Annotated in this window: 25 protein-coding genes; 3 read left to right on the top strand and 22 right to left on the bottom strand. The window is 52.9% G+C overall.

The window, feature by feature from the left end:
* Positions 1–16: 16 nt before the first annotated feature.
* From KNP77_RS04865 to KNP77_RS04840, 6 genes are all read right to left on the bottom strand, one after another.
* Positions 17–550, bottom strand: coding sequence for a F0F1 ATP synthase subunit delta (locus KNP77_RS04865; protein WP_070328178.1), 534 nt, complete (start codon positions 548–550; stop codon positions 17–19).
* Positions 550–1,077, bottom strand: coding sequence for a F0F1 ATP synthase subunit B (atpF, locus tag KNP77_RS04860; RefSeq protein ID WP_016510248.1), 528 nt, complete (start codon positions 1,075–1,077; stop codon positions 550–552). The genes KNP77_RS04865 and atpF overlap by 1 nt, the downstream gene beginning before the upstream one ends.
* 71 nt (positions 1,078–1,148) lie before the next feature.
* Entirely contained in the window at positions 1,149–1,361 is a 213-nt protein-coding gene (gene atpE / locus KNP77_RS04855; RefSeq protein WP_035386543.1) for a F0F1 ATP synthase subunit C, read from the bottom strand.
* 81 nt (positions 1,362–1,442) lie between these two features.
* Positions 1,443–2,180 (bottom strand): F0F1 ATP synthase subunit A, encoded by a 738-nt coding sequence (gene atpB / locus KNP77_RS04850; RefSeq protein ID WP_016510243.1) that lies wholly within the window; start codon positions 2,178–2,180, stop codon positions 1,443–1,445.
* A complete protein-coding gene (locus tag KNP77_RS04845; protein WP_070328179.1) occupies positions 2,180–2,608 on the bottom strand; it encodes an ATP synthase subunit I in 429 nt (142 codons plus the stop codon). The genes atpB and KNP77_RS04845 overlap by 1 nt, the downstream gene beginning before the upstream one ends.
* Complete coding sequence (locus KNP77_RS04840; protein ID WP_071398354.1) at positions 2,605–2,832, bottom strand: hypothetical protein; 228 nt, start codon at positions 2,830–2,832, stop codon at positions 2,605–2,607. Before KNP77_RS04840 ends, KNP77_RS04845 begins: the two co-directional genes overlap by 4 nt.
* 756 nt (positions 2,833–3,588) lie before the next feature.
* Between KNP77_RS04840 and KNP77_RS04835 the strand changes: the two genes are divergently transcribed.
* Positions 3,589–4,713: an ABC transporter ATP-binding protein gene (locus KNP77_RS04835; protein ID WP_131464588.1), complete on the top strand. Its 1,125-nt coding sequence runs from the start codon at positions 3,589–3,591 to the stop codon at positions 4,711–4,713.
* On the top strand, positions 4,710–6,296 hold the full coding sequence (locus KNP77_RS04830) for an ABC transporter permease/substrate-binding protein (protein WP_131464590.1): 1,587 nt from the start codon (positions 4,710–4,712) through the stop codon (positions 6,294–6,296). Before KNP77_RS04835 ends, KNP77_RS04830 begins: the two co-directional genes overlap by 4 nt.
* Before the next feature lie 91 nt (positions 6,297–6,387).
* Here the strand turns inward: KNP77_RS04830 and KNP77_RS04825 are convergent, their stop codons facing one another.
* The 10 genes from KNP77_RS04825 to glyA all read right to left on the bottom strand — a co-directional run bounded on the left by KNP77_RS04825 (position 6,388) and on the right by glyA (position 16,951).
* The gene (locus tag KNP77_RS04825; RefSeq protein WP_251138920.1) at positions 6,388–7,539 is read right to left on the bottom strand and encodes a GGDEF domain-containing protein; all 1,152 of its coding nucleotides are present in this window, start codon (positions 7,537–7,539) and stop codon (positions 6,388–6,390) included.
* Positions 7,540–7,688: 149 nt separating this feature from the next.
* Positions 7,689–8,318: a uracil phosphoribosyltransferase gene (gene upp / locus KNP77_RS04820; RefSeq protein ID WP_035386536.1), complete on the bottom strand. Its 630-nt coding sequence runs from the start codon at positions 8,316–8,318 to the stop codon at positions 7,689–7,691.
* Between the two features lie 142 nt (positions 8,319–8,460).
* The gene (locus tag KNP77_RS04815) at positions 8,461–9,858 is read right to left on the bottom strand and encodes a glycoside hydrolase family 191 protein (RefSeq protein ID WP_214888945.1); all 1,398 of its coding nucleotides are present in this window, start codon (positions 9,856–9,858) and stop codon (positions 8,461–8,463) included.
* Between the two features lie 332 nt (positions 9,859–10,190).
* Complete coding sequence (locus KNP77_RS04810) at positions 10,191–11,432, bottom strand: hypothetical protein (RefSeq protein WP_214888935.1); 1,242 nt, start codon at positions 11,430–11,432, stop codon at positions 10,191–10,193.
* A 157-nt stretch (positions 11,433–11,589) separates the two neighbouring features.
* On the bottom strand, positions 11,590–12,270 hold the full coding sequence (locus KNP77_RS04805; RefSeq protein WP_251138919.1) for a hypothetical protein: 681 nt from the start codon (positions 12,268–12,270) through the stop codon (positions 11,590–11,592).
* Between the two features lie 116 nt (positions 12,271–12,386).
* Positions 12,387–13,625, bottom strand: a complete 1,239-nt coding sequence (locus KNP77_RS04800) for a sensor histidine kinase (protein ID WP_214889011.1) — start codon at positions 13,623–13,625, stop codon at positions 12,387–12,389.
* Between the two features lie 2 nt (positions 13,626–13,627).
* On the bottom strand, positions 13,628–14,305 hold the full coding sequence (locus tag KNP77_RS04795) for a response regulator transcription factor (protein WP_070328189.1): 678 nt from the start codon (positions 14,303–14,305) through the stop codon (positions 13,628–13,630).
* 72 nt (positions 14,306–14,377) lie between these two features.
* On the bottom strand, positions 14,378–14,647 hold the full coding sequence (locus tag KNP77_RS04790) for a hypothetical protein (protein ID WP_131464600.1): 270 nt from the start codon (positions 14,645–14,647) through the stop codon (positions 14,378–14,380).
* Between the two features lie 108 nt (positions 14,648–14,755).
* The gene (locus tag KNP77_RS04785) at positions 14,756–15,694 is read right to left on the bottom strand and encodes a hypothetical protein (protein ID WP_131464602.1); all 939 of its coding nucleotides are present in this window, start codon (positions 15,692–15,694) and stop codon (positions 14,756–14,758) included.
* Between the two features lie 3 nt (positions 15,695–15,697).
* Positions 15,698–16,951, bottom strand: a complete 1,254-nt coding sequence (glyA, locus tag KNP77_RS04780; RefSeq protein WP_070328192.1) for a serine hydroxymethyltransferase — start codon at positions 16,949–16,951, stop codon at positions 15,698–15,700.
* A gap of 130 nt (positions 16,952–17,081) precedes the next feature.
* Between glyA and KNP77_RS04775 the strand changes: the two genes are divergently transcribed.
* Positions 17,082–17,867 (top strand): alpha/beta hydrolase, encoded by a 786-nt coding sequence (locus KNP77_RS04775; protein ID WP_131464604.1) that lies wholly within the window; start codon positions 17,082–17,084, stop codon positions 17,865–17,867.
* Between the two features lie 38 nt (positions 17,868–17,905).
* On the opposite strand, the gene KNP77_RS04770 is transcribed toward KNP77_RS04775, so the two are convergent.
* Genes KNP77_RS04770 through prfA form a run of 6 tightly spaced genes read right to left on the bottom strand, consistent with a single transcriptional unit; the run spans position 17,906 to position 22,330 of the window.
* Positions 17,906–18,448: a TIGR01440 family protein gene (locus tag KNP77_RS04770; RefSeq protein WP_370252014.1), complete on the bottom strand. Its 543-nt coding sequence runs from the start codon at positions 18,446–18,448 to the stop codon at positions 17,906–17,908.
* Complete coding sequence (rpiB, locus tag KNP77_RS04765) at positions 18,445–18,885, bottom strand: ribose 5-phosphate isomerase B (protein WP_070328195.1); 441 nt, start codon at positions 18,883–18,885, stop codon at positions 18,445–18,447. Before rpiB ends, KNP77_RS04770 begins: the two co-directional genes overlap by 4 nt.
* A gap of 4 nt (positions 18,886–18,889) precedes the next feature.
* Positions 18,890–19,390 (bottom strand): low molecular weight protein arginine phosphatase, encoded by a 501-nt coding sequence (locus KNP77_RS04760; RefSeq protein ID WP_083274052.1) that lies wholly within the window; start codon positions 19,388–19,390, stop codon positions 18,890–18,892.
* Between the two features lie 21 nt (positions 19,391–19,411).
* The gene (locus tag KNP77_RS04755) at positions 19,412–20,422 is read right to left on the bottom strand and encodes an L-threonylcarbamoyladenylate synthase (protein ID WP_131443800.1); all 1,011 of its coding nucleotides are present in this window, start codon (positions 20,420–20,422) and stop codon (positions 19,412–19,414) included.
* A complete protein-coding gene (prmC, locus tag KNP77_RS04750) occupies positions 20,388–21,260 on the bottom strand; it encodes a peptide chain release factor N(5)-glutamine methyltransferase (protein WP_214889009.1) in 873 nt (290 codons plus the stop codon). Before prmC ends, KNP77_RS04755 begins: the two co-directional genes overlap by 35 nt.
* Positions 21,260–22,330, bottom strand: coding sequence for a peptide chain release factor 1 (gene prfA, locus KNP77_RS04745; protein WP_214888929.1), 1,071 nt, complete (start codon positions 22,328–22,330; stop codon positions 21,260–21,262). Before prfA ends, prmC begins: the two co-directional genes overlap by 1 nt.
* Positions 22,331–22,344: the final 14 nt, after the last annotated feature.

The raw sequence follows: 22,344 nt of genomic DNA, 5'->3' as shown, positions 1-22,344 counted from the left end.
AATTCACCCCTATTTCTTACGCATTCAACAATTCACGCTCAAGGCGTGTTAGTTTAGTTTCGATTGTGTCATCATACGTCGTGTAACCGATCTGGACACGAAGTCCACCGATAACCTGTTCATCGACGACGTTCTTCAATTGAAGCGTCTTGTTCATCTTCTGACCGAAGACGAGTTCGACTTCTTTCAACTCTGCTGCCGACAACGGGTAAGCACTTGTGACGAACCCTTCAGCGATGCCGCGGAAGTCGTTGATGTAATCTAAGACGTAACGCGGCAGCCCGCGAACTTCGCTCGCACGGTCGTTCTCGACCATGACGAGAAGTGTGTTAAGCACGATTTCTGTCATATCACCAAAGCTGTGTGTTAAAAGCTGTGCAAGCTCGCTGTCGCTGACTGCAGGATTCGTTAAGAGATCCGTCAGTTCAGGCGTCGCGTGGAGCACTTCATCGAGCAGACGCACTTCCGCTTCGACTTGGTCGAGCGTGCCTTGCTCCCGCGCTAAGTCGAAGAGCGCTTTGGCATAGCGTTTTGCTAACGATATGTTCATCAGTTAGCGCCTTTCGCTTTAGACAGGAAGTCTGTGACGAGGGCACGTTGTTTCACTTCGTCGCCCTTAAGGTCTGACTGAAGGACGTGGCGTGCTGCCGAGAGCGCCTGTGTGACGACTTCGGTTTGAAGCGACTGTTTCGCGAGCTCGCGCTCACGCTCGATCGCTTTTCCAGCCTCGATCTTGATTTTTTCGGCTTCCAAACGCGCCTGCTCCACCAAGCGTGCTTGTTCGGCTTCAGCTTGACGACGGCTTGAGTCAAGCATCTCTTTTGATTCTGTACGTGCGGCGCTTAAAGCGTCACGTTGTTCGACGACATATGTCTCCGCGTCTTTGCGGCTCTTTTCAGCAAGCTCGATTTCGTTCGCTACATACTCTTCACGCTGTCTCATCATTCCAAGGAGTGGTCCCCAAGCAAATTTCTTCAACAGGGCCAAGAGTACGAGGAATGTGAAAAGTGTAAAGATCATATCCAGGATGCGGAGGCCTTCGCCACCAGCACCAGCTGCAATCATCATCGTATCCATGCATACCCTCCTCTTGACTAAATAAGTGAGGGAGACTTGCTCCCTCGTTTGTTGTTCTCGTTAACTCGTAATCAAGAGTTGAGGAGAAGGAAACCGACAGCCACACCGATGATCGGGAGGGCCTCAACCAAACCGATACCGATGAACATCGTTTGACGAAGTTCGTTTTTAAGTTCTGGCTGACGTGCTTGTCCTTGTACTGTTCCGTATACGATGAGACCGTTACCGATACCAGCCGCGAGTGCTCCGAGACCGATAACGATTGCTGTTGCGAGAAGATTCATTTGTTCCATTGTGTATGTTCCTCCTAAAAGTAAGTAAATAGTTTTTTTGTTCAACGCTTTGGCGAGGCCAGCTTATCCGAATCAATGCTCGGCTGAAGCTTTATGCCCGATGTACACCATTGCAAGCGTCAGGAAAATGTAGGATTGGATAACCCCGATAAAGATTGAAAAACCTTGCCATAAAATCATCGGCAGGATTGCGAACACAGCACCGAGCGGGTTAAGTGCTCCTTGTGCGGTAATTGCGAGTCCCAAGATGATGGTAATCATGATTTCACCGGCAAAGATGTTACCGTAAAGACGCAGACCGAGCGTCAAGGTGTTCGCGAACTCCTCGATAAGCTTGATCGGCAATAAGAACCAGACCGGCTTCACGAATTCCGCCGAATAGTGCTTGAAACCGTGTAGCTTCACGCCGTAATAGTGTGACATTGCAACGACGAGTGTCGACAACGCCAATGTGACGTAAGGATCGGCCGTCGGTGAGTTGAACCATAGATAGTGACCGGAAATGACGTTGAACGGCAGACCCATCAAGTTCGAAATCAGAATGAACAAAATCAACGTCATTCCAAACCCGATAAAGCGGCCTCCTGTCTTCCAATCCATCGCACTCGAGATGATCCCGCGTACGAATTCCGCGAAGAATTCCATCAAGTTCTGCTTACCTGTCGGCTTCATGGCCAAGCGTCGTGTTCCCCAAACGGCGAACGCAAAGACGAGCAGTGATGCGATTAGCACCGTAATGACGTTCGTCCAGCTCCCATATAACGTATAGTCTCCAAGTTGTAGAGAATATGTGGGAAACTCATGACCCATTAGTATTCACCTCTTTTCCTGCTGAGCTGGGCAAGTGTGAACTCGCCAAATTGTATGATGTGGCCGGCGATTAGACCAGTTACCACCGCAATCAGCGATACTCGATCCTCATAGAAGAGACCGACTATCACGGCTAACGCACCGACTGCCATTCTTGAAACAGTCCCGTGCGATTTCGGGCGTCGTCCATGTTCGATCACGTCAAACATCCGAATGACGCTGCGATTCTGCATATGTAGAATGATCAGACTGGCGACCCCACCCAGGAACAAGCCGAGAAATACCGGTTTGTACACAGGGACGATGAGCGCTCCGACGAGGAGAATGGCGAACCATCCGACAAACCACTTCGTATAGCGTTTCATCAATTCTTGTTGTGCTTTTCTGTCTGCTTGCACTTGTTGTAGTTCCGTTTGCTCTAGCTTCATTCGTCCTCTCCTGTCATTAAACTTCGAAGGGTGAGTACGAGCGCGGTGATCCCGATAAACATTCCAAGAAACACCGACACATTCCAACCAAACGTGCCCCAAAATTCACGTCTCGCCCCATATTGGCCGACGAGATAACCGATGACGATTGGTCCGGCGAGCGCGGTCGAGATTTGTGAGGCGAGCGAGGCGTAGGATAGGTAACGATTGTCTTTTTTCGTCATCCTAGTTCCCCTTTCTAACCGGCAGCCAGCACTTCATCTTCTTCGATTTACACTCGCGTGACCATCAAAAGTCACACAAGTTCAGAGTAATAGAAATAGCATAATAAGTCAAACGATTTCACAATTATAAAAGCGCTTTAAACCGAGTCGTATCAAGGCTTTCACGCACTTCAGAAACTAAATTAAAATCGCTAAATTTTAAAGAAGTGTGAAGAAATGATGAAATAAAAATGTTGACTTTATAATATTTCACAAACCGAATCAGATGAGGAATAGTTCAGTTATACATCCGCGTATTGGAAAATACAACGTAAACCACCTCACGTTCACAAAAGGTTTTAAAACGGACGCTGATTTCGTATTGAAATCGTTTTCATTATCCTGTATCAGTATACCGATTATCTTTTTGCCGTGTCGAGCGATTCCTACAAATTTGTAGTGACGAATCTCACATCGTCATTTCTAAGCATGAATCGGCTGAAAACCCAACGCTATCAAGCCGGAATCGATGCCAACCTTTGTGGGGAGTCTGCGATTACGATGTAAGCGCCATCTATATTTGTGTCTATTTTGTGACTTTAAAACTGATAATCGCGTCTCTCTTGCCATGAGCAGCTCTTCGCACTGTTTAAACAGCAAGTAATATTCCCCCCTTTTGCAACCTGTTAAACACTTTTTCCAAAAATAATGTTTACAATCCTTCGACAACGGGCAAATAAGTTTATGTGAAAATAATTTTTGAAAAGAGTTGAGTCAATGATTGAGTTTAAAAATGTAGAGAAGACTTTCAAAAGTACGACTGTACTGAAGGAAATGAACTTGACGATTAACAAAGGCGAACTCGTCGTCTTTATCGGCCCGTCCGGCTGCGGTAAGACGACGTCGCTTAAAATGATCAACCGTTTGATCGAACCGACATCCGGGACGATCATCGTCAACGGTCAAGACACACGCAAGATGGACCCGATCGAACTGAGACGCCAAATGGGTTACGTCATTCAACAGACCGGCCTCTTTCCTCATATGACGATCCGCGAGAATATCCAATTGATCGCCGGACTCGAAGGACACGCCGAACAGGATATGGACGCCCGGACCGAGCACTTGCTCCGCATGGTCGGCCTCGACCCGGATCAATTCATCGATCGCTATCCGAGTGAACTGAGCGGCGGTCAACAGCAGCGCATCGGCTTCGCCCGCGCCCTCATGAACGACCCGGAAGTCATCTTGATGGACGAGCCGTTCAGCGCCCTCGACCCTGTGACACGGAATGACCTTCAAGAAGAACTGTTCAACCTGCAAGAGGAAGTCAAGAAAACGATTGTATTCGTCACCCACGATATGGATGAGGCGATCAAGCTGGCTGATCGTATTTGTATCATGCGTGACGGGGAAATCGTTCAGTTCGATACGCCGGAACAGATTCTCCGTAACCCGAAAGACGAGTATGTCGAAGCGTTCATCGGTAAAAATCGAATTTGGAACAGCCCTGAATATATTAAAGCGAAAGATATCATGATCACGGACCCTGTCTCGATCAGCGGCAAACGCACGGTGTTGCAAGCGATTGAAATCATGCGTTCACGCAAAGTCGACAGTCTCCTGATCACGGACCGCGATCGCGTCCTTCAAGGACTCATCAAATTGAAAGACGTCCACGGGATTCAAGATAAGACGAGACGACTCGAGGAAGTCATGAATGTGAACTACGCTTTCGTCTCGAGCGAGGACTCGCTCCTCGATATTTTAGACGTCATGAACACGAGCGACCAAGGCTATCTGCCGGTCGTGACCGGACCTATCCTTAACGGACTCATCACACGCAGCAGTTTGCTTTCCGTCCTCAGTGAGCAATTCATGCAAGAGGAGGAAACAATATGAATACGATTCAATCTTTTTTCAATTACGTCGCGGGCAACACCGACCAAATCGGTACGCTCTTGCTTGAACACTTGCAACTGACCGTCTTCGCCGTCTCGCTCGCAGTGCTGATCGGTGTCCCGCTCGGTATTTTGATTCTCCGGATGCCACGCCTCGCCAAACCGATCCTCGGTCTGACGAGCGTCGTTCAGGCTGTGCCAAGTCTTGCCTTGCTCGGTTTCCTCATCCCGTTCATCGGAATCGGTTCGACACCGGCCATCATCATGGTCGTCCTGTATTCACTGCTTCCGATCGTGAAGAACACGTACACGGGTCTGTCGAGCATTCCAGGTGACACGCTCGAATCTGCTAAAGGGATCGGCCTCACCGATCGCCAAATTTTAAGCAAGATCCAATTGCCGCTCGCCTTGCCGATCATCATGGCCGGGATTCGCATATCAGCCGTCACAGCTGTCGGTCTCATGACGATTTCAGCGTTCGTCGGAGCAGGTGGCCTCGGTTACCTCGTCTTCGCCGGTATCCAGACAGTCGACAACAACCAGATTTTAGCAGGTGCGATTCCGGCCGGTCTACTCGCACTCTTGATCGACTTCATCGTCAGCCGTATCGAGTATAAAGTCGCTCCGAACGGGATCGTCCTCGCTGACGGACGGATGAAGAAGAAAAAACACCGTCCCGCTAGAAAAGTGGCGAAACCGCTCATCGTGATCGCGACAGCGTTCGCCTTGCTCCTCGCCGGTTCGATTTACGCCTTCACCCGTGAAGACGATACGATTGTCATCGGCTCGAAAAACTATACGGAGCAAGCGATCCTCGGGAACATGGTTGCCGATTTGATCGAAGACAAGACCGATCTCGAGGTGAAGCGTCAACTTAACCTCGGCGGTACGCAAGTCGCATTCAGCGCACTCCGGACCGGTGAAATCGATGCCTATGTCGAGTACACCGGAACACTCTTCGTCGACGTCTTGAAGCAAGAAGTCGATAACGACCCGGACGCTGTCTACGAACAAGTCCGGTCGCAAATGCAAGAGCGGTTTGATATCCGGACACTCGACCCGATTGGATTTAACAATACGTTCGCTATCGCCGTCAAACAAGAAGACGCCGACAAGTATAACTTGAAGACCGTCTCTGACCTTGCCGCGGTGAGTGACGAGCTCGTCTTCGGCCCGACAATCGAATTCTCGAACCGGGAAGACGGCTATCTCGGGTTGAAAGAAGTGTATCCGTTCAACTTCGCAGACGTGAAACCGGTCGATGGCGGCCTTCGTTACACGGCGCTCATGAACGGCGAGAGCCAGGCAATCGATGGTTTCTCAACCGATGGCCTATTGAAGCGGTTCGAACTCGTCGTCCTCGAAGACGATCAACAGTTCTTCCCGCCTTACTACGCCGTCCCGATCGTCAATGAAGAGACGCTCACCGAGCATCCCGAGCTCGCAGACGTGTTGAACTTGCTCAACGGCAAAATCACGGACGAAATCATGCAAGAGTTGAACTACCTCGCCGACGTCGAAAAACAACGTCCCGAGAAAGTGGCTCACGACTTCCTCGTCTCTGAAGGTTTAATCGAAGAATAAAGACAGAAATCCCGCCCCTTGAAAAGGGCGGGATTTTGTCTGTCCGTTTGTTGACCACGTTGGTCGTTTTCGGCGCCTCGAATCGAACGACCTACATCGCTTTCCCCATCGAGACGCGGTTGCGTCCGCTTTGCTTCGCCTGATAGAGCGCTCGGTCAGCCGCTTCGATCAAATCAGACTTCTCGACGTCTAGTCCGGGGATGTGTGCTGCGACACCGATGCTGACACTCACTTTGCGGAGCGGCTGATACGCTTCATGCAAAATGTTCAGCTTAAGAACCGCTTGGCGAATCCGTTCAGCGACTTCTTTTGATTGACGGGCATGGTGCGGCCGAAGTAACACCGCGAACTCCTCGCCGCCGTAGCGGGCGACCATGCCATCTTCCCCGACTGCTTTATCCACGGCTTTTGCGACCCGTTCGAGACAGGCGTCCCCCGCCAAATGACCGTACGTATCGTTATACAGTTTGAACGCATCGATGTCGAGCAGGAGGAGCGCGACATCCGTACTTGATTCTTCCGTCTCATCCCAAAGTCGCTCGAGCTTTTCATCGAAGGCACGACGATTCCAAACGCCGGTCAAAGCGTCATGAAGCGACCGATGGATTAGCGCCTGCTTGCTGCGCTCGAGCCGGAACGTGTGCACGAATGCTAGCAACAAGAGGATGGCGATCGCGACGACGATGACGATCACCCACGTCGCCGAATTCGAGGCACTGACACTTCGCTGTGACGCCTCTTGAATGATTTTGTCGATGTCCTCCCGGATGTCGGCGTCAACGTCTCGAAATTGATTGATGTAATCAATCCCGCTATAGCGCCGCGCATTCGCTTCCACAATTTTGCCCGCATCGACGAGGGCAAGCTGTGACTCATAAAACAGCTCCATCTCATTGATGAGCGGAAGCGCCTCTCCTTGAATGATTTCCTGCATAATCGGATGGCGATGGTCAAGCTCGTGGATGACTTGGATCGTCTCAGCAAGAGCATACTTCGTCTCATTATATTGTCGGAGCGACAACATATCTTGATTATATGTATAGCCACGGACCGATAACTCTTGATCGAGCAGGAGCGCGAACAGTTCAGACGCCGCGTTCGCGATCGGGATCGCCTCTTCGACGATACGCTCGTTCTGCCGTTCGATGTTTTGGAAGGCGCTGTAGCTCCATAGACTCGTTAAAAACAGCGCTAATAACGCAATCAACAGATAGGCTTGCAAAAGTGACAGTTTTGGCCTCATGGTCGTTCTCTTCCTCATTTCAACAGATGACATTCGCTTCTGTCTTCACTATCGGTTGTTGCTTCGGTTTTCTCAACTATTATGGATTGGTTTTGACAGATTGAGTGCACAAAAAAGGAGGATCCGACTGGAGCCTCCTTCCGTTTTGCTTATTTTGTTCCGAACAAACGGTCACCTGCGTCACCGAGTCCTGGCACGATGTAGCCATGTTCGTTCAACTTCTCGTCGAGTGCGGCGAGATAGATTTCAACGTCTGGGTGCTCGGCTTGAACGCGTTCGACGCCTTCTGGCGCTGCGCAGAGACAAGCAAGCTTGATCGACTTCGCGCCGTGTTTTTTGAGGGCTGCGATCGCATCAGCTGCAGATCCGCCGGTCGCAAGCATCGGGTCGACGACGATGAAGTCACGCTCGGTAATATCTGTCGGCAACTTGAGATAGTATTCGTGTGGCTCGAGCGTCTCCGGGTCACGGTAAAGACCGATGTGACCGACTTTGACGTTCGGCATCATTTTGAGGAAGCCATCCACCATGCCGAGGCCTGCCCGTAAAATTGGGACGATTCCCAATTTCTTGCCGGCAATCATCTTTTGTGTCGATACCGAGACCGGTGTCTCAATCTCCACATCAGTAAGCGGAAGGTCGCGTGTAATTTCATATGCCATGAGTGAAGAAACCTCTTCTACGAGTTCGCGGAACTGCTTCGTCCCCGTCTCTACTTTGCGCATAATCGTCATCTTGTGCTGAATCAATGGGTGATCATAAACGTGTACTTTTCCCATTTTGCTTCACTCCTCTCTAAATCTCTCTCGAGCATTGTACCCCAACTTCTCTTAGAAAGGTAGGGTCAACTTCCGTTTTTGAAGAGGTCAGACGAAACCCCAAGGGCCAGTTTGACACCTTGGGGTTGATCTACCTTCTAGATTAGAATTTGAAGAAGTTCAAAAAGCCGGCTGTCTTGTGCTTTGCTTTTGCACACATGTTACCTTTGGCTTTTTCGTGCTTCACGAACTTGGCATGCTTAGCAGCATGTTTTTTCGCGTGCTTCTTCGCTTTCTTTTTGTCTTTTTTCAGTTCTTTTTCTGTTTTCTGCTTCGGCTCAGCTTGCTTCGAGTCTTTTGGCTCGACTGGCTTCGTTGTCGTGCTCGTCGATGCAGCAGGCTTCGTCGGCGCTGTTGTCGGTTTTGACGCAGTCGACGTCTCTGTCGCCGGTTTTGTTGCTTCCGGTTTTGGCGCAGTCGATGTTTCCGTCGCTGGTTTCGTTGCTACCGGTTTTGGTGCAGTCGATGTTTCCGTCGCTGGTTTCGTTGCTACCGGTTTTGGTGCAGTCGATGTTTCCGTCGCTGGCTTCGTCGCTTCCGGTTTTGTTGCACTCGATGTTTCCGTCGCCGGCTTCGTTGCTTCCGGTTTTGGCGCAGTCGATGTTTCCGTCGCTGGTTTCGTTGCTACCGGTTTTGTTGCTGTTGACGTCTCTGTCGTTGGTGCTACCACGACAGGTGCCGGAGTCGGTGCCGTGTCTTTCGTCCGTGTCACAAGACCTGCGTTCCAGTTCACATAAGCGTCTGCTTCGTGGAAGTGGATAAACTTCGAGTCAGCGGCAAGTTTGTGGCTCTCCGCACTTTGACGCGTCGAGATTGTGAGCGTTTTGACCGAATGTTTCGTGTCGACTGCTTGAAGTTTTTTGATCATGTTTTGCGACCAGGCGTCGCTTTTGATCGTGTCGGCGTTGAAGCTCTCCCACATGATGCCATCGACGTAAGGTGCTGTCGACGTTTCGAGTGTGTCAAAGCCCCAGTTTTGGACCATAGCGATGTTGCCGTAACGGGCACGCGCTTCTTTCAAGAAGTTGACGAGACCGTCACGTTGCTGCTTGAGCACGGTCGGGTTGTTCAAATGTTCGTTGTCGATATCGCCGACCGTATCCATGAACACGCCATCGATCCCTTTAGCGATGACTTGGTTTTGGATTTCCGTGAGCAAGAGCCCTTGGAAGTGCGGTGAAGCGATGTTCGTCAAGTAAGAATCCCATTCCGAGTAGTGGACACGTTGTCCGTTACGCGTGAAGAAATCACCTGACTGAAGTTTTGACATGAGACCGGTGTTCCACGTCGCGACTTCCATGACACTAATATAACCGAGTACTTTCGTACCGCGTGACTTGATCTGTTCAACTTGAGCTTTTGTATAATGAAGCGGCTCGATGATGACGAGATCATAGTTTTGCATATCTTTGATGATCGTTTCGGTCGGATGACCATAATACACTTGATAGTTCTTCACACCGTCGAGTGGGTTCATCGTTTGCGCCCCCGTTTTTGACATGTTCAGACTAACAATTAACAACACTACCGTTAGAGACATAATAATCTTTTTCAATTTCAATACCTATTCCTCTCCTGATGACTGACAAAACTTGGTGACGGACAATGATGGTTGAATTGAGATGTGTCTCTCCGTTCCCCCTTTTCTTCATAAATTGATGACGAGAAGGTTAGTGCTGTGTGTTTTATAGATGTATCGGATTCATGTATGTAATGTTGAACCTTCGCAAAAAAAATTATAGGATAGTTTTCCAGCAAAATATAGTGTCAATTTGACGACAAAAAAACCGCTTCATGACATAGTCTTGTCATAAAGCGGGTAATATATTTAGTTCAGCTATTATATCGAATCGATCGATTCAACAATTCCTCGAGCCGCATCAGGTCGATTGCGTACGTTTGTTTCGTCGTCAGGTCGATGAGGTGGACCCGTTGATCCCCAGGTTCGACCCAAACCTCGAAATGTTGCTCTTGTAAGTGTTCGTACAAGGAGAGTATCCCGTGTTGGACGGCTGCTTCTGACTTGTCTCCGCCTGTCACATGCGTCAGGAGTTCGAACAGCTCTTGCGTATTCGGTCCATCCAGATATGACGTCTTCCCCTTCGTCTCGTACGTGGCGAGCTTCGTCTTCACCGAACGAGCGGACGAACTCATCAGCTTCGTGGTCATCGGCCGTCTGACACTGCCCCACACTTCGATGACCGCATCATATCGTTTAGACAATGTGAGCGAGGTGGCGTCGCTTACGTCTCCAATCGGCTGTTCAGCAAGCACAACTCGTTTCAACAGTTGGCGTTTTGAATGATCGAGCGTGAACACATCAGTTGTCGAATCGGTATATACATACTTTCCGGTGAAGGCGCTTGAAAGAACGGTGCGTTCCCATGACGATTCCGTACCCATCTGTAGCGCGACCCTGCCATCCGCTAACTTCGTGAGGAAAGCGTATCCGTCATTCTTTCCGCTCTTGAATACGAACAGCCCCGGTTCAATCGTCCGGTCGAGCGTCCGGCCGTTCCGCATCACCTCATACGTCACGTACAACGAACCGCTGTCCGGTGTCTGGTAGCGGAATGTCGATCCCGGGACGATTGTTTCATGCGCTTGATTCAACCGGAACAAGTTGACGATTTTTGCGACATCGGGTTCCGGATAAAACGAGACCGCCTCTCCGACGTCGGTCTCGACTAGTTCACTCGAGACGAGCGATTCGAATTCGTTGACGGGGTCAATCCGGAACGTCCGCTCGATTTGTTCGTGGCTGTTCGCACAAGACAAATAACGGTCGTCACCGCTCACCCAATACTTAATCGTCTGACTGCCGAGCTCTGCATAAAGCGGATGGCGAAACGTCACTTCAGCCACCTCGCCCCGGCGTGACGGGAGCCGTTCCGTCGTTTGTTGTCGACAATAGGCCAGCAGTCGCTTCTCTGTTTCCGGTAAAATGTGTTCCTGCTCATCCTGATTCGTCACGTACGCTTCGAGCGGACGTAACGCGAGGGCGTTAATCTCTTCTTTCGAACCACAACCGCTGAGGCAACAGAGGGCGAGCAGGGCAGTCCAACTCAGTCTCATCACTCGTCTCCCCTCTCCCTACATCGTCGTTATATGTATTATGTTATGTTGGCATAAATTCCCTCTCCATCATATCATAAGATGCGAATCGATTATGTTTGCAGAAATATTACGAATCAAAAAAAACGGGTACCTCCAGCGGGCACCCGTTCGTTCATCAATTGTCGTCATCTTGATCGTCATCTCGACCGTCGTCACTATCATCGCTATCGTCTGCGCTGTCACGGTCATCATCACGTTCGATCTCTTTGACTTGCTCTTGCATGTTCAATTCAAGTTTGACGCGATCACCGGCTGTTGGCATCTCATCATCGATTTCATAGCGAGCGGCGAGTGGGTACGTCACTTGCTTCCCGTCACGCTCAATGACGACGTCTCGATCCGAGAGGCTGACGAAACTACCGTAAATGTCGAAGTCGTCGCTCTCCCGGTCGACTTCTTTCACTTCATTGTTTTGATTGAACTCGAGTTTGACACGGTCACCGGCTTTCGGGGTGTCATCATCGATCTCATGGCGTGCCGCAAGTGGGTACGTCGATTCTTTTCCGCTGAAGCTGATCGTCACGTCCTGATCTGACAAGCTGACGAGCGTCCCGTATAGTTCATAGCCGTCATCGTCGACCGAACGGACGGGCACGTCACTTGAAGATGAGTACGATTTGGAAGTAGCAGCTTCCTTCGCAGCGTCATCTTTCGCGTCGGCGGTTCCACTAGTGGCACTATCGATGGCGCGTGGGATGATGACCGTATCCGTCTTGTCGTTCGCGACATACAATCCGATCCCTGCGACAGCGAGTACGGCCAGGCCGACCCCTAAAATCCACCCAAGTAATTTCATGATGTTTCCTCCTCGTTCCATGTGCTGTTCCTTCTCTACACCTTCATCATAGAACGTTGACGTTAGAGCACCACGAGGATTTCATTAGAAAATGATGAGTGCCTGAGAAACTTTCCTCATTTGGTGACGAAGAATATGCTCCCGTCCGGCGCGTTCGCGTAACTCCCAACCTTCCAACCGTTCAAGTCGGCGACTTCTTTGGCGATGGCAAGCCCGAGACCGCTGCCGCTCCGGTCGCGCGCTTCATCAAGCCGATAGAACCGGTCGAACAACCGCGCACGCGCCTCCTCGGTCAGAGTTGTCCCATGGTCACGCACCTCAATCCGATTTGATGTCATCGTTACGCTCGTGTCGGTCGCGTACTTCAAGCTGTTATCGATGAAGATGACAATCAATCGCTGCAACGAGTCACGATGTCCAGCCCAACTCCCTGCCGCGTCGATCGGGACGTGTTTTCCGTGCGACCGTTCGAACCGTTCTTCAAGTTGGAGCGCGAGATCGCTCAAATCGATCTGTTCGACTTCGATGTCCTCTAAAGCGGCGAAGCGACTCAGTTCAAGCATCGGTTCAATCAAGTCCTCCCGCATCTGTCTCGACTCGGTCAAAATATGATCAATCGCCTCGTCGCGTACGACGGGGTCATGTTGACCCCAACGTCTGAGCAACTTGGCGTACCCTTCAATAACGGTGAGCGGGGTTTTGAGTTCATGTGAAACATCCGCGACGAAACGGCGTTGTTGCTCCATCGACCCTTCGACACGGGCAATCATCTGATTGAACCCTGTCGCGAGCGTCGACACCTCATCTTGATTCGGCCCGACGTCAATCGTCTCGAGCGTCCCTGATTCTGTGATCCGGCCCATCGTCGACTCGAGCCGCCGGAGCGGATCGAGTCCTTGGCGCACAATCCATAAACTTCCGACGAACGTCATCGCCACCGCAATCAAGAAAATGACGAGGAAAATCGTCGCGAGCGTCTGTAGCGTCTCACTTACCGCCGCGTCTTGAAAGGCGAAACCGAGACCGTTCGACGTGGCGATGACGAACCAGTCATCAATCAGTGCCGGCTCCCCAAAATTGATGGGAAAACTCAAACCTTCTGCTGCCTGCCCGCCGGTGATGCCCCAATCGCCATTGCTCTGTCGCTCGAGAACGACACTGTCCTCATGCAGCGACAGCACGGCCTGACGGTTCCGCTCATCCTCTTCGAGCAGACTGAGCGCTTGACGGAGCACGTCATAGCGGGCGTCGACGATTTGCTGACGCGAGACGACCCAGGCGACCCCGAACGACGTGATGAGTAAAAACAGCATGAACCCGGCCATCCCGAGGGCGATTTTCGTCCGTAATTTCATACTCACTCACCACGCTTCAGCATGTAGCCGACGCCTCGTACCGTCTGAATCCAAGAACCTCCGAGTTTCTTCCGTAAGTAACGCACGTATACGTCGACGACGTTCGTGTCCCCATAATAGTCGAAACCCCAGACGTGCTCGACGAGTTGGTCGCGCGTGAGCACGCGTTCCGGATGCTCGAGCAAATAGACGATCAAATCGAATTCACGACGAGTCAACTCGACTTTCTGTCCCTCGCACGTCACCTCATGCCGGTTAACGTCGACCGTGAGTCCCTCATAGGACAAAACACGTTCAGTCGCATCGACATGGACGTGCTGGCGCATCCGCAAAAATGCACGGATCCGGGCAAGCAGTTCCTCCATTTCGAACGGCTTTGTGATGTAATCATCCGCCCCAAGGTCGAGCCCGCTCACTTTATCGTACCGGTCGCCCCGCGCCGTCACCATCAAGACCGGGAGCAACGGTTGTTCTTCCTTCACCCGACGGACGACCTCGAGCCCGCTCATTTGCGGAAGCATCACGTCTAAAAGCATCAAGTCGATCCCCCCGGCGAGCGCTCGTTCAAGCCCGCTGCGTCCGTCGTGGGTGACCTCGACTTGATAGCCGGCGTGCATCAGTTCAAGTTCAAGCAGTCTGGCAATTTTAGCATCGTCTTCTACGACGAGGATTGTCGGCATATAGTTCATCCTTTCTTGAAAAAAAGCGCCGAGCAGTCCGCCCGACGCATCCTTATTCTGTTCCCGGATTCATCAGTCGAAAAACGGACGAACCGCTTCTGGAATCGCTTGTTCGACGCGAAGCTCGATCGAGTCGCTGAAGCGTTCAAACGAGGATTCGATTCCCTCCGCTTGGAACGACACGTCAGTCCCGAATTGAACGATTTGATCGAGCCAGGCGTTCCCGGTCAGCGTGAAAATTAAAAATCCTGCCACTCCTGCTGCCATCAATGTGAGCGCGAGCGCCCCGATGATTGCGCCTTTCATGAATCGGGCGACTTTACCTGTTGTACTGCGTTGCATGTGCCTCTCCCCCTACTTCTTTTTCTTTACTGTACGGGAGCGGGTTGAGAAACGTTGGTGAACCAGATTAGAATTTGATGAGAAAAAGGTTGCGGCATGGCCGCAACCTCATTCGTCTTCTAGTACCGATTTCGCAATCGGTGCCCAATATGTGCCTTCCATCGCGGCGACTTCGGCGAGCGTCGTCCGGTACGCTTCGTCCCCGGCCTTCTTCTCAGCGATGCCCTTCATCCACAGGACGTCTGTCTTGTAGCCCGATTCCGGGTACGTTTCGACGTACGCCGCATAGTCTGACACTTCTGCTTCTCCGAGCTTGTTGTCGACGAGGAGGCGATAGAAGCCGACGGCCTGTTCTTGCCCGGCTTTCGGCGTGCCTTCGAGGAGGGCGTCCGCCTCTTTATAACGTTTGTCTTGGACGAGCGTCTCGACATCCGCAAGCGGAATGACTTGTTGTGCCGGTGTCGCCGGCGCTTCCTCTTCGACCGGCGCTTCTTCCGTCTGCAACGCCTCGTTCGCTTCCTCGAGACGGGCGACTTCTTGCTCGAGCTCTTCTAGCCGTTTGGCGAGCGCCTCGTCCTCGGTCACCGTCTCGACCCGTGGCGCGTCTTCAGTCACCGGTACGGCGGGTGGAGTCGCTTCAGGCCAAAATGCGAGGGCGACAAGCGCCAACGCGACGACAGCCGGTAGTCCGAGCCACTTCTTGTCCCATTTAAAGGCGGTACGCCATGGCGAGAGGTCCGCATGCTGCATGACGGCTGGCGACAACGAACGAAAGCGGCGCTTGGCCGCCTTCTTGCCGTTCGCTTTCATTTCAAGCGCGAGTCCGAGCCGATGGAACGCCGCCGGCACTTTCATCCCGAGAAGCGGCACAATCCGTTCGCTCGCCTCGACGTAATAGCCGTGGTCAAGGAGCGTCATCACGACGCCAAACTCGTTCGCAACGAGACGGAACGTCGGGTCATGCTCTCCTTTTCGGATGAGCCATTCCGTCATATCGATGAGCGGCAGTTCTGCAAGTTCCCGTTCTGCTAGTGTCCGTGCGTCCATTCATCAGCCTCGTTCAGGATAGAGCGAGAATTTCGCCGTCAAGGCACGTACGTCTTCGTGCGCCTCGGCGAGCACTGCTTCATCTTCATGGTTTGTCAGGACACGACCGATCAGACGAGCGACTTCACGCATGTCGTCTTCTTTCAAACCGCGTGTCGTCATCGCTGCCGTCCCGAGACGGATCCCGCTCGTGACGAACGGTGACGCCGGGTCGAACGGGATCGTGTTCTTGTTGACCGTGATACCGGCTGCATCGAGCGCATGCTCGGCCGCTTTACCGGTAATATCGATGCCACGGAGGTCGACGAGGAGGAGATGGTTGTCCGTACCGCCCGATACGATGCGGAGCCCTTCTTCTTCTAAACCTTGCGCGAGCACTTGCGCGTTTTTGATGACTTGCGCCTGATAGTCTTTAAACTCCGGTTGGAGCGCCTCTCCGAACGCCACCGCTTTCGCGGCGATGACGTGCATGAGCGGGCCGCCTTGAATACCAGGGAAAATCGACTTATCGATCGCTTTGGCGAACTCTTCTTTACAAAGGATCATCCCGCCGCGCGGGCCGCGAAGCGTCTTGTGCGTCGTCGTCGTCACGAAGTGCGCGTGCTCGACCGGGTTCGGATGGAGTCCGGCCGCGACGAGTCCGGCGATGTGGGCCATATCGACCATGAGATAGGCGTCGACGCTGTCGGCGATTTCACGGAACTTGGCGAAATCGATCGTCCGCGGGTATGCTGACGCTCCGGCGACGATCAGTTTTGGTTTATGTTCTTTCGCGAGGGCTGCGACGACGTCATAGTCGATGTGTTCTGTGTCTTTGTCCACACCGTACTCGACGAAGTTGTACTGGACGCCCGAGAAGTTGACCGGACTTCCGTGCGTCAAATGGCCACCGTGCGACAAGTTCATGCCGAGCACCGTGTCGCCCGCTTCAAGCACCGTGAAGTAGACGGCCATGTTCGCTTGCGCACCCGAATGCGGCTGGACGTTGGCGTGTTCTGCACCGAACAGTTCCTTCGCCCGGTCGCGTGCCAAGTTTTCGGCCACGTCGACGAACTCACAACCACCGTAGTAACGGCGACCTGGGTAACCTTCGGCGTATTTGTTCGTGAGAACCCCGCCTTGCGCTTCCATGACCGCTTCTGAGACAAAGTTCTCCGAGGCGATTAGTTCGATGTTCTCCCGTTGACGGGCGAGCTCGTGTTGCATCGCTTCAAACAATTCCGCATCCTGCACTTTCAACTTCGTCGTGTTTACCATGTTGAAACCCCCTCTGAATGTCTAAAAATCAACAACCCCATCGTACCATATGCTCGTTTTTTTGGGTATCGTCATAATCGGGCTCAAAGTTGGGTATGGTATTGAAGAAGAACATTAGAGGAGGACAATTATGATTGAGACGAGACAAGTGACGATTACCCCGTTCGAGCGCGAGCGGACGGTCCGGATTTATACGCCTAACGACTACGAACTGACGGACAAGCGCTACCCGGTGCTCTACATGCACGACGGACAGAACGCGTTCGACGACGCGGACGCGAGCTACAATATGAGCTGGCGCGTCGGAGAGTATTTGGACGCCTCAAAGCGCGACTTGATCGTCGTCGCCATCGATAGCGCACCGGGTGAGATGAGACTCGACGAATACGGCCCTTGGGAAAATCCGTTCGTCGGGGAAGCACTCTATGGTCGAGAATTGACATTAGGCGGCCAAGGCTCGGCCTACATCGAATATATCGCCCAAGAGCTGAAGCCGATGATTGACGACGCGTATCGGACGAAACCAGACGAGACCGGGATGATCGGCAGCTCGATGGGTGGACTCATCTCGGTGTATGCCGCCTCCGTCTATCCGGACATCTTCAAACGTGTCGCTTCCTTGTCGTCAGCGTTCTGGTTCAACCAGACCGAACTCGAGCAGTTGATCGAGTCGAGTGATTTGAAAGGTATCGAGCGTCTATATATGGACGTCGGCCGTAAAGAAGTCGAGCAGCCGTCAGAGGATGGGCCGACGAACGAGATGTATCTCGAGTCGAGCGAGCGCGTCTACGCCTTACTACGCGACAAAGTCGACCACTTGCGCTTCGAAGTCATCGAAGAAGGTGTGCACAACGAACTCGCCTGGCGCGAACGTTTCCCGATGGTCGTATCGTATCTGTTCAGTGAAGACGTATAACGCAAAAGACAGCCGGTCGCTATGACCGGCTGTCTTTGTTATTTCGCTGGATAATGTGCCCGAGGGCCACCGATTAGTTTCGGTCTTGTGACGGCGAACGTGACGTACGCCTCGCCGAGCTGTTTCGCCGATAACCGGACCGGGATCGCGACCGGCTTCAAGTGCATGCCGATCAACGTCGATCCGATGTCGATCCCAGCGTCCGCTTGAATCGATTCGACGACGCACGGCGCGTTGAGGCGCTCATACGCTTTCTCCGCCATCGCCCCACCCGCTGAGCGGACCGGGACGACGGTCACTTCGGTCAGACCGAACTGCTTCTGCGTCCGACGCTCGACGGTGAGGGCACGGTTAATGTGCTCGCACCCTTGAAACGCCAGATGGACGCCCGTCTTGTCACGAAACGCGAGAAACGCTTCGATGAATTCCGACGCCACATCGATCGATCCGGCTTTCCCAATCGTCTTGCCGATGACTTCGCTCGTCGAACAGCCGATGATGAGGATCTTGTCCTCATCGAGCGGAAAGCGTTCGTGCAGCTCCAACAGCAGGTTCGAAAGTTCAGCTTTCATCACGGTCACTTCGTTTCGTAAGCGCTCATTTTGTCGACACGGTTCGAGTGACGTCCGCCCTCGAAATCTGTATCGAGCCACGTCGCCACCAAGTCAATCGCGAGCCCCGGTCCGACGACACGCTCGCCCATCGTCATGATGTTCGAGTCGTTGTGTTGACGTGTCGCCTTGGCGCTGAACGAGTCGTGAACGAGTGCTGCGCGGATCCCTTTAACTTTGTTCGCCGCAATGCCGATACCGATCCCTGTGCCGCAAATCAAGATGCCGCGGTCGAACTCGCCGGCAGCGACAGCCTCAGCGACCGGGATGGCTACGTCTGGATAATCGATCGACTCGGCCGAGTGTGTCCCGAAATCTTTATACTCGTGGCCAAGCTCTTCTAGTAATCCAATGATGTCTTTTTTTAAGTTGAATCCGCCGTGGTCGGCGCCGATTGCAATTTTCATGTGTTCATTCCCCCGTCTTCTTTGGTAGGCGTCTCGGTGGTTTCGTCACCTTTGACCCGTCATTCGTCAATTTTAACACAAGTCGATTGACGAGTGGTTCGAGTTCGTTTCGGACTTGGCGATAGACGTTCATCGAGCCTCCGAACGGGTCGTTAATGTCACGTTCGAGCCCGGTCACGAACTCATATAATGTGAACGTACGATCGGCCAAATCCGGATACGTATCCCGAATCTGTTCGCGGTGTGCCCGCGTCATCGTCAAAATGATGTCTGCCCAACGTCCGAGTACGTCGTCGAACGTCTGCGTCACGTGTTCGAGTTCAATCCCTCGTTCACGTAATACTTGAAGAGCGTTTTCTGAGGCATCAAACCCTTGCATCGTCCGAACTCCAGCCGAACGAATATCAAATTCGTCGCCTGTCACTTTCGAGCGGAGCAGGGCCATCGCCATCGGGCTTCGGCATGTGTTCCCACTACATATGAATAATACGCGTTTCATTGACATCGCGTGATCCTCCTCATGTCCTTAAGCCTCTTCCTCTAGACGGATGATCTTCCCGCCTGCCGCTTTATACAAGCGATTATATACGGCAAGAGCGACTCCCGTCGGTTCAATCCGATTCACGTAAATCTCTTCTACATCTGTCTCATCGAATTTGCGCAACGCCTCGTAAAGTCGCTGGGCCGCCATCTCCATCGTGTCACCGAGAGAAAGCGTGACGTCAGCCGGGGTCGTTGCTTCATCAAATACGAGCGCGCCGATCCGTTTGCCCGCCGCCTGCCGCATCGTGATGGCACGGACGAGATCATCGCGTCCGCCATCGACTAAATACAAAGGTGCAGTCGGGGCATAGTGGGTGTACTTCATTCCTGGTGATCTGGGCGCGGCCGCTTCATCGCTCAAATTCGCATCGAGCGCGACTGGCCCGATGACGGCCTCGATCGCTTCTTTCGTCACGCCACCGGGACGCAAAATCGTCACCGGTTCCGTCGTGCAGTCGATCACAGTCGACTCGACGCCGATGCCTGTCGGTCCCCCATCCATAATACCCGCGATCCGACCGGTCAAATCATCGGCCACGTGCTGTGCCGATGTCGGTGACGGTCGTCCTGAACGGTTCGCACTCGGCGCCGCGAGACCGAGACCGGACGTGCGGATGAGTTCGAGTGCGGCCGGATGGTCCGGCATGCGGAGGCCGATCGAGTCGAGCCCGGCCGTCACGAGTGACGACGCTCGACCGTTCGACGGTAAGATGATCGTCAAGGCACCGGGCCAAAACGCTTCCATCAAGCGTTTGGCTACCGGCGGGATGGCTTGCGCGAAATGTTCGGCCTGTTCGACCGTAGCCACGTGGACGATGAGCGGGTTGTCCGATGGTCTTCCTTTCGCCTCGAAAATCTTACGGATGGCGATATCGTTCGTCGCATCCCCGGCGAGGCCGTACACCGTCTCTGTCGGAATCGCGATCACCTCGCCCATCTTCAAGAGACGAACCCCTTCCTCAACTTCTGTTGGCTTGATCCATTTCGTTTCCATGCGCAATCCCTTCCCTCACGGCGTAGACAATTCGGTCTTTACCGTTTATATCTTTTAAAATACCCGTTTCTGCTTCAGGATAACGTTCGGACAGGTACGATTTCACAACTTGTCCTTGACTATACCCGATTTCAAACGCAATCAATTGCCAATCGGCACGTAGCACGCGTGTTGAGTCCGCGATGATTTTCCGGTAGAACTCGAGACCGTCCGCCCCCCCGAATAATGCGAGGTGCGGTTCGTATCCTGCGACCGTCTCATCGAGCAGTTCATCAGCTTCGATGTAAGGCGGATTTGAGACGAGCACCCGAATCGAATCGTCCGCGACCGGACCGAGACAATCCCCTTCATGAAACGTCACATCGGCACGAAGCACTTCCGCGTTACGTTTTGCCACTGCAATCGCTTCCCGGGAAATATCGACCGTTTGGACGCGGACACCGAGCTCGAGACTGAGCGTGATGGCGATGGCGCCACTGCCCGTGCCGACGTCGACGATCGCGTCGTCTTCAATCGGTCCGACGTGCTCAACGACCCATTCGATCAACTCTTCGGTCTCCGGTCGCGGGATAAGTACATCCCGATTCACAGCGAATGAACGACCGTAGAACGGGGCCTGGCCAATCAAATGTTGGACCGGCTCACCGACAAGCAGTCGTTCGAGCCCGGACTCGAACGCAGTTGTTTCGTCGTCCGAGAGTTCTTCGGATAACCGAACGATCAGACCCGTCCGGTCGACGCCGAGCACGTGCATGAGCCACCATTCGGCGGTCGACGGGTCACGCCCCGCGTCAATGAGCATGCGTTCCGCTTGTTTCAACCTTGCGGCAATCCGCATCACTCCATACCCTCCATCAAGCCGGCCTGATCTTCCATGACGAGCGCATCAATGATGTCTTCAAGCTCCCCGGCGAGCACCCGGTCAAGTTTTTGAAGCGTGAGGCCGATGCGGTGGTCGGTCACACGGCTTTGCGGGAAGTTATACGTCCGGATCCGCTCCGAACGGTCGCCCGTCCCGACGGCCGACTTCCGCTGCGCCGACAGTTCTTCGAGATGTTCGCGCTGCATCTTGTCGTACAGACGGGCCCGCAAGACTTTCATCGCCCGATCTTTGTTTTTATGCTGTGATTTCTCGTCTTGGCATGACACGACGAGTCCTGACGGGATGTGTGTCAACCGCACGGCCGACTGGGTCGTGTTGACCGATTGACCACCCGGCCCTGACGACGTGAACGTGTCGACGCGGACGTCTTTCATGTCGATGTGCACTTCGACGTCTTCCGCTTCCGGCAAGACCGCGACGGTTGCTGTCGACGTGTGGATCCGTCCGCCCGACTCCGTCGACGGGACGCGTTGCACACGGTGTGCCCCATTCTCGAATTTCAGTTTCGAGTAGGCACCGGCACCGTTGATCAAAAACGTCACTTCTTTAAAGCCGCCGAGTTCCGTATAGTTGGCGTCGATCAGCTCGGCTTTCCAGTTTTGACGCTCGGCGAATCGGGTGTACATCTTATACAAGTCGACCGCAAACAGTGCCGCCTCGTCACCACCGGCCGCCCCGCGAATCTCGACGATGACGTTCTTGTCGTCGTTCGGGTCTTTCGGGATGAGCAGGACGCGCAGCTTCGCTTCGAGCGCTTTCACAACTGGTTCGAGCAGCGCCATCTCTTCTTTCGCGAGTTCGCGCATATCGGACTCGAGCGTTCGGTCTTCTAACATCGCTTTCGCTTCTTTGTAGGCCGTACTCGTCTCTTTATAGCGTCGATACGCTTGTACCGTCTCCTCGAGTTGAGACTGTTCTTTTGAATATTGACGCAGTTTATTCGAGTCGCTGAGCACTTCCGGGTCAGCGAGTATCTCATTCAATTGCATATATCGTTCTTCTAAAACGCTTAAACGGTCAAACATCATGATCCGTCCTT

The organism is Exiguobacterium sp. s142 (assembly GCF_018618455.1).
In the GTDB taxonomy this organism is placed as follows: Bacteria; Bacillota; Bacilli; order Exiguobacteriales; family Exiguobacteriaceae; genus Exiguobacterium; species Exiguobacterium aurantiacum_A.
This window is presented reverse-complemented; position numbering and strand designations above follow the sequence as displayed.

Coding starts and splice junctions, on each gene's coding strand:
- KNP77_RS04790 (WP_131464600.1), bottom strand. CDS start 14,647: ATGCAACGCAGTACAACAGGTAAAGTCGCCCGATTCATGAAAGGCGCA.
- atpB (WP_016510243.1), bottom strand. CDS start 2,180: ATGGGTCATGAGTTTCCCACATATTCTCTACAACTTGGAGACTATACG.
- glyA (WP_070328192.1), bottom strand. CDS start 16,951: ATGGTAAACACGACGAAGTTGAAAGTGCAGGATGCGGAATTGTTTGAA.
- KNP77_RS04865 (WP_070328178.1), bottom strand. CDS start 550: ATGAACATATCGTTAGCAAAACGCTATGCCAAAGCGCTCTTCGACTTA.
- KNP77_RS04785 (WP_131464602.1), bottom strand. CDS start 15,694: ATGGACGCACGGACACTAGCAGAACGGGAACTTGCAGAACTGCCGCTC.
- atpF (WP_016510248.1), bottom strand. CDS start 1,077: ATGGATACGATGATGATTGCAGCTGGTGCTGGTGGCGAAGGCCTCCGC.
- rpiB (WP_070328195.1), bottom strand. CDS start 18,885: ATGAAAATTGCAATCGGCGCCGACCACGGCGGATTCAACTTAAAAAAA.
- prmC (WP_214889009.1), bottom strand. CDS start 21,260: ATGCGGATTGCCGCAAGGTTGAAACAAGCGGAACGCATGCTCATTGAC.
- KNP77_RS04825 (WP_251138920.1), bottom strand. CDS start 7,539: ATGAGGCCAAAACTGTCACTTTTGCAAGCCTATCTGTTGATTGCGTTA.
- KNP77_RS04845 (WP_070328179.1), bottom strand. CDS start 2,608: ATGAAGCTAGAGCAAACGGAACTACAACAAGTGCAAGCAGACAGAAAA.
- KNP77_RS04760 (WP_083274052.1), bottom strand. CDS start 19,390: ATGTCAATGAAACGCGTATTATTCATATGTAGTGGGAACACATGCCGA.
- KNP77_RS04805 (WP_251138919.1), bottom strand. CDS start 12,270: ATGAAATTACTTGGGTGGATTTTAGGGGTCGGCCTGGCCGTACTCGCT.
- atpE (WP_035386543.1), bottom strand. CDS start 1,361: ATGAATCTTCTCGCAACAGCAATCGTTATCGGTCTCGGAGCACTCGCG.
- KNP77_RS04775 (WP_131464604.1), top strand. CDS start 17,082: ATGATTGAGACGAGACAAGTGACGATTACCCCGTTCGAGCGCGAGCGG.
- KNP77_RS04815 (WP_214888945.1), bottom strand. CDS start 9,858: ATGTCAAAAACGGGGGCGCAAACGATGAACCCACTCGACGGTGTGAAG.
- KNP77_RS04800 (WP_214889011.1), bottom strand. CDS start 13,625: ATGAAATTACGGACGAAAATCGCCCTCGGGATGGCCGGGTTCATGCTG.
- KNP77_RS04840 (WP_071398354.1), bottom strand. CDS start 2,832: ATGACGAAAAAAGACAATCGTTACCTATCCTACGCCTCGCTCGCCTCA.
- KNP77_RS04755 (WP_131443800.1), bottom strand. CDS start 20,422: ATGGAAACGAAATGGATCAAGCCAACAGAAGTTGAGGAAGGGGTTCGT.
- upp (WP_035386536.1), bottom strand. CDS start 8,318: ATGGGAAAAGTACACGTTTATGATCACCCATTGATTCAGCACAAGATG.
- KNP77_RS04835 (WP_131464588.1), top strand. CDS start 3,589: ATGATTGAGTTTAAAAATGTAGAGAAGACTTTCAAAAGTACGACTGTA.
- KNP77_RS04810 (WP_214888935.1), bottom strand. CDS start 11,432: ATGAGACTGAGTTGGACTGCCCTGCTCGCCCTCTGTTGCCTCAGCGGT.
- KNP77_RS04795 (WP_070328189.1), bottom strand. CDS start 14,305: ATGCCGACAATCCTCGTCGTAGAAGACGATGCTAAAATTGCCAGACTG.
- KNP77_RS04830 (WP_131464590.1), top strand. CDS start 4,710: ATGAATACGATTCAATCTTTTTTCAATTACGTCGCGGGCAACACCGAC.
- prfA (WP_214888929.1), bottom strand. CDS start 22,330: ATGTTTGACCGTTTAAGCGTTTTAGAAGAACGATATATGCAATTGAAT.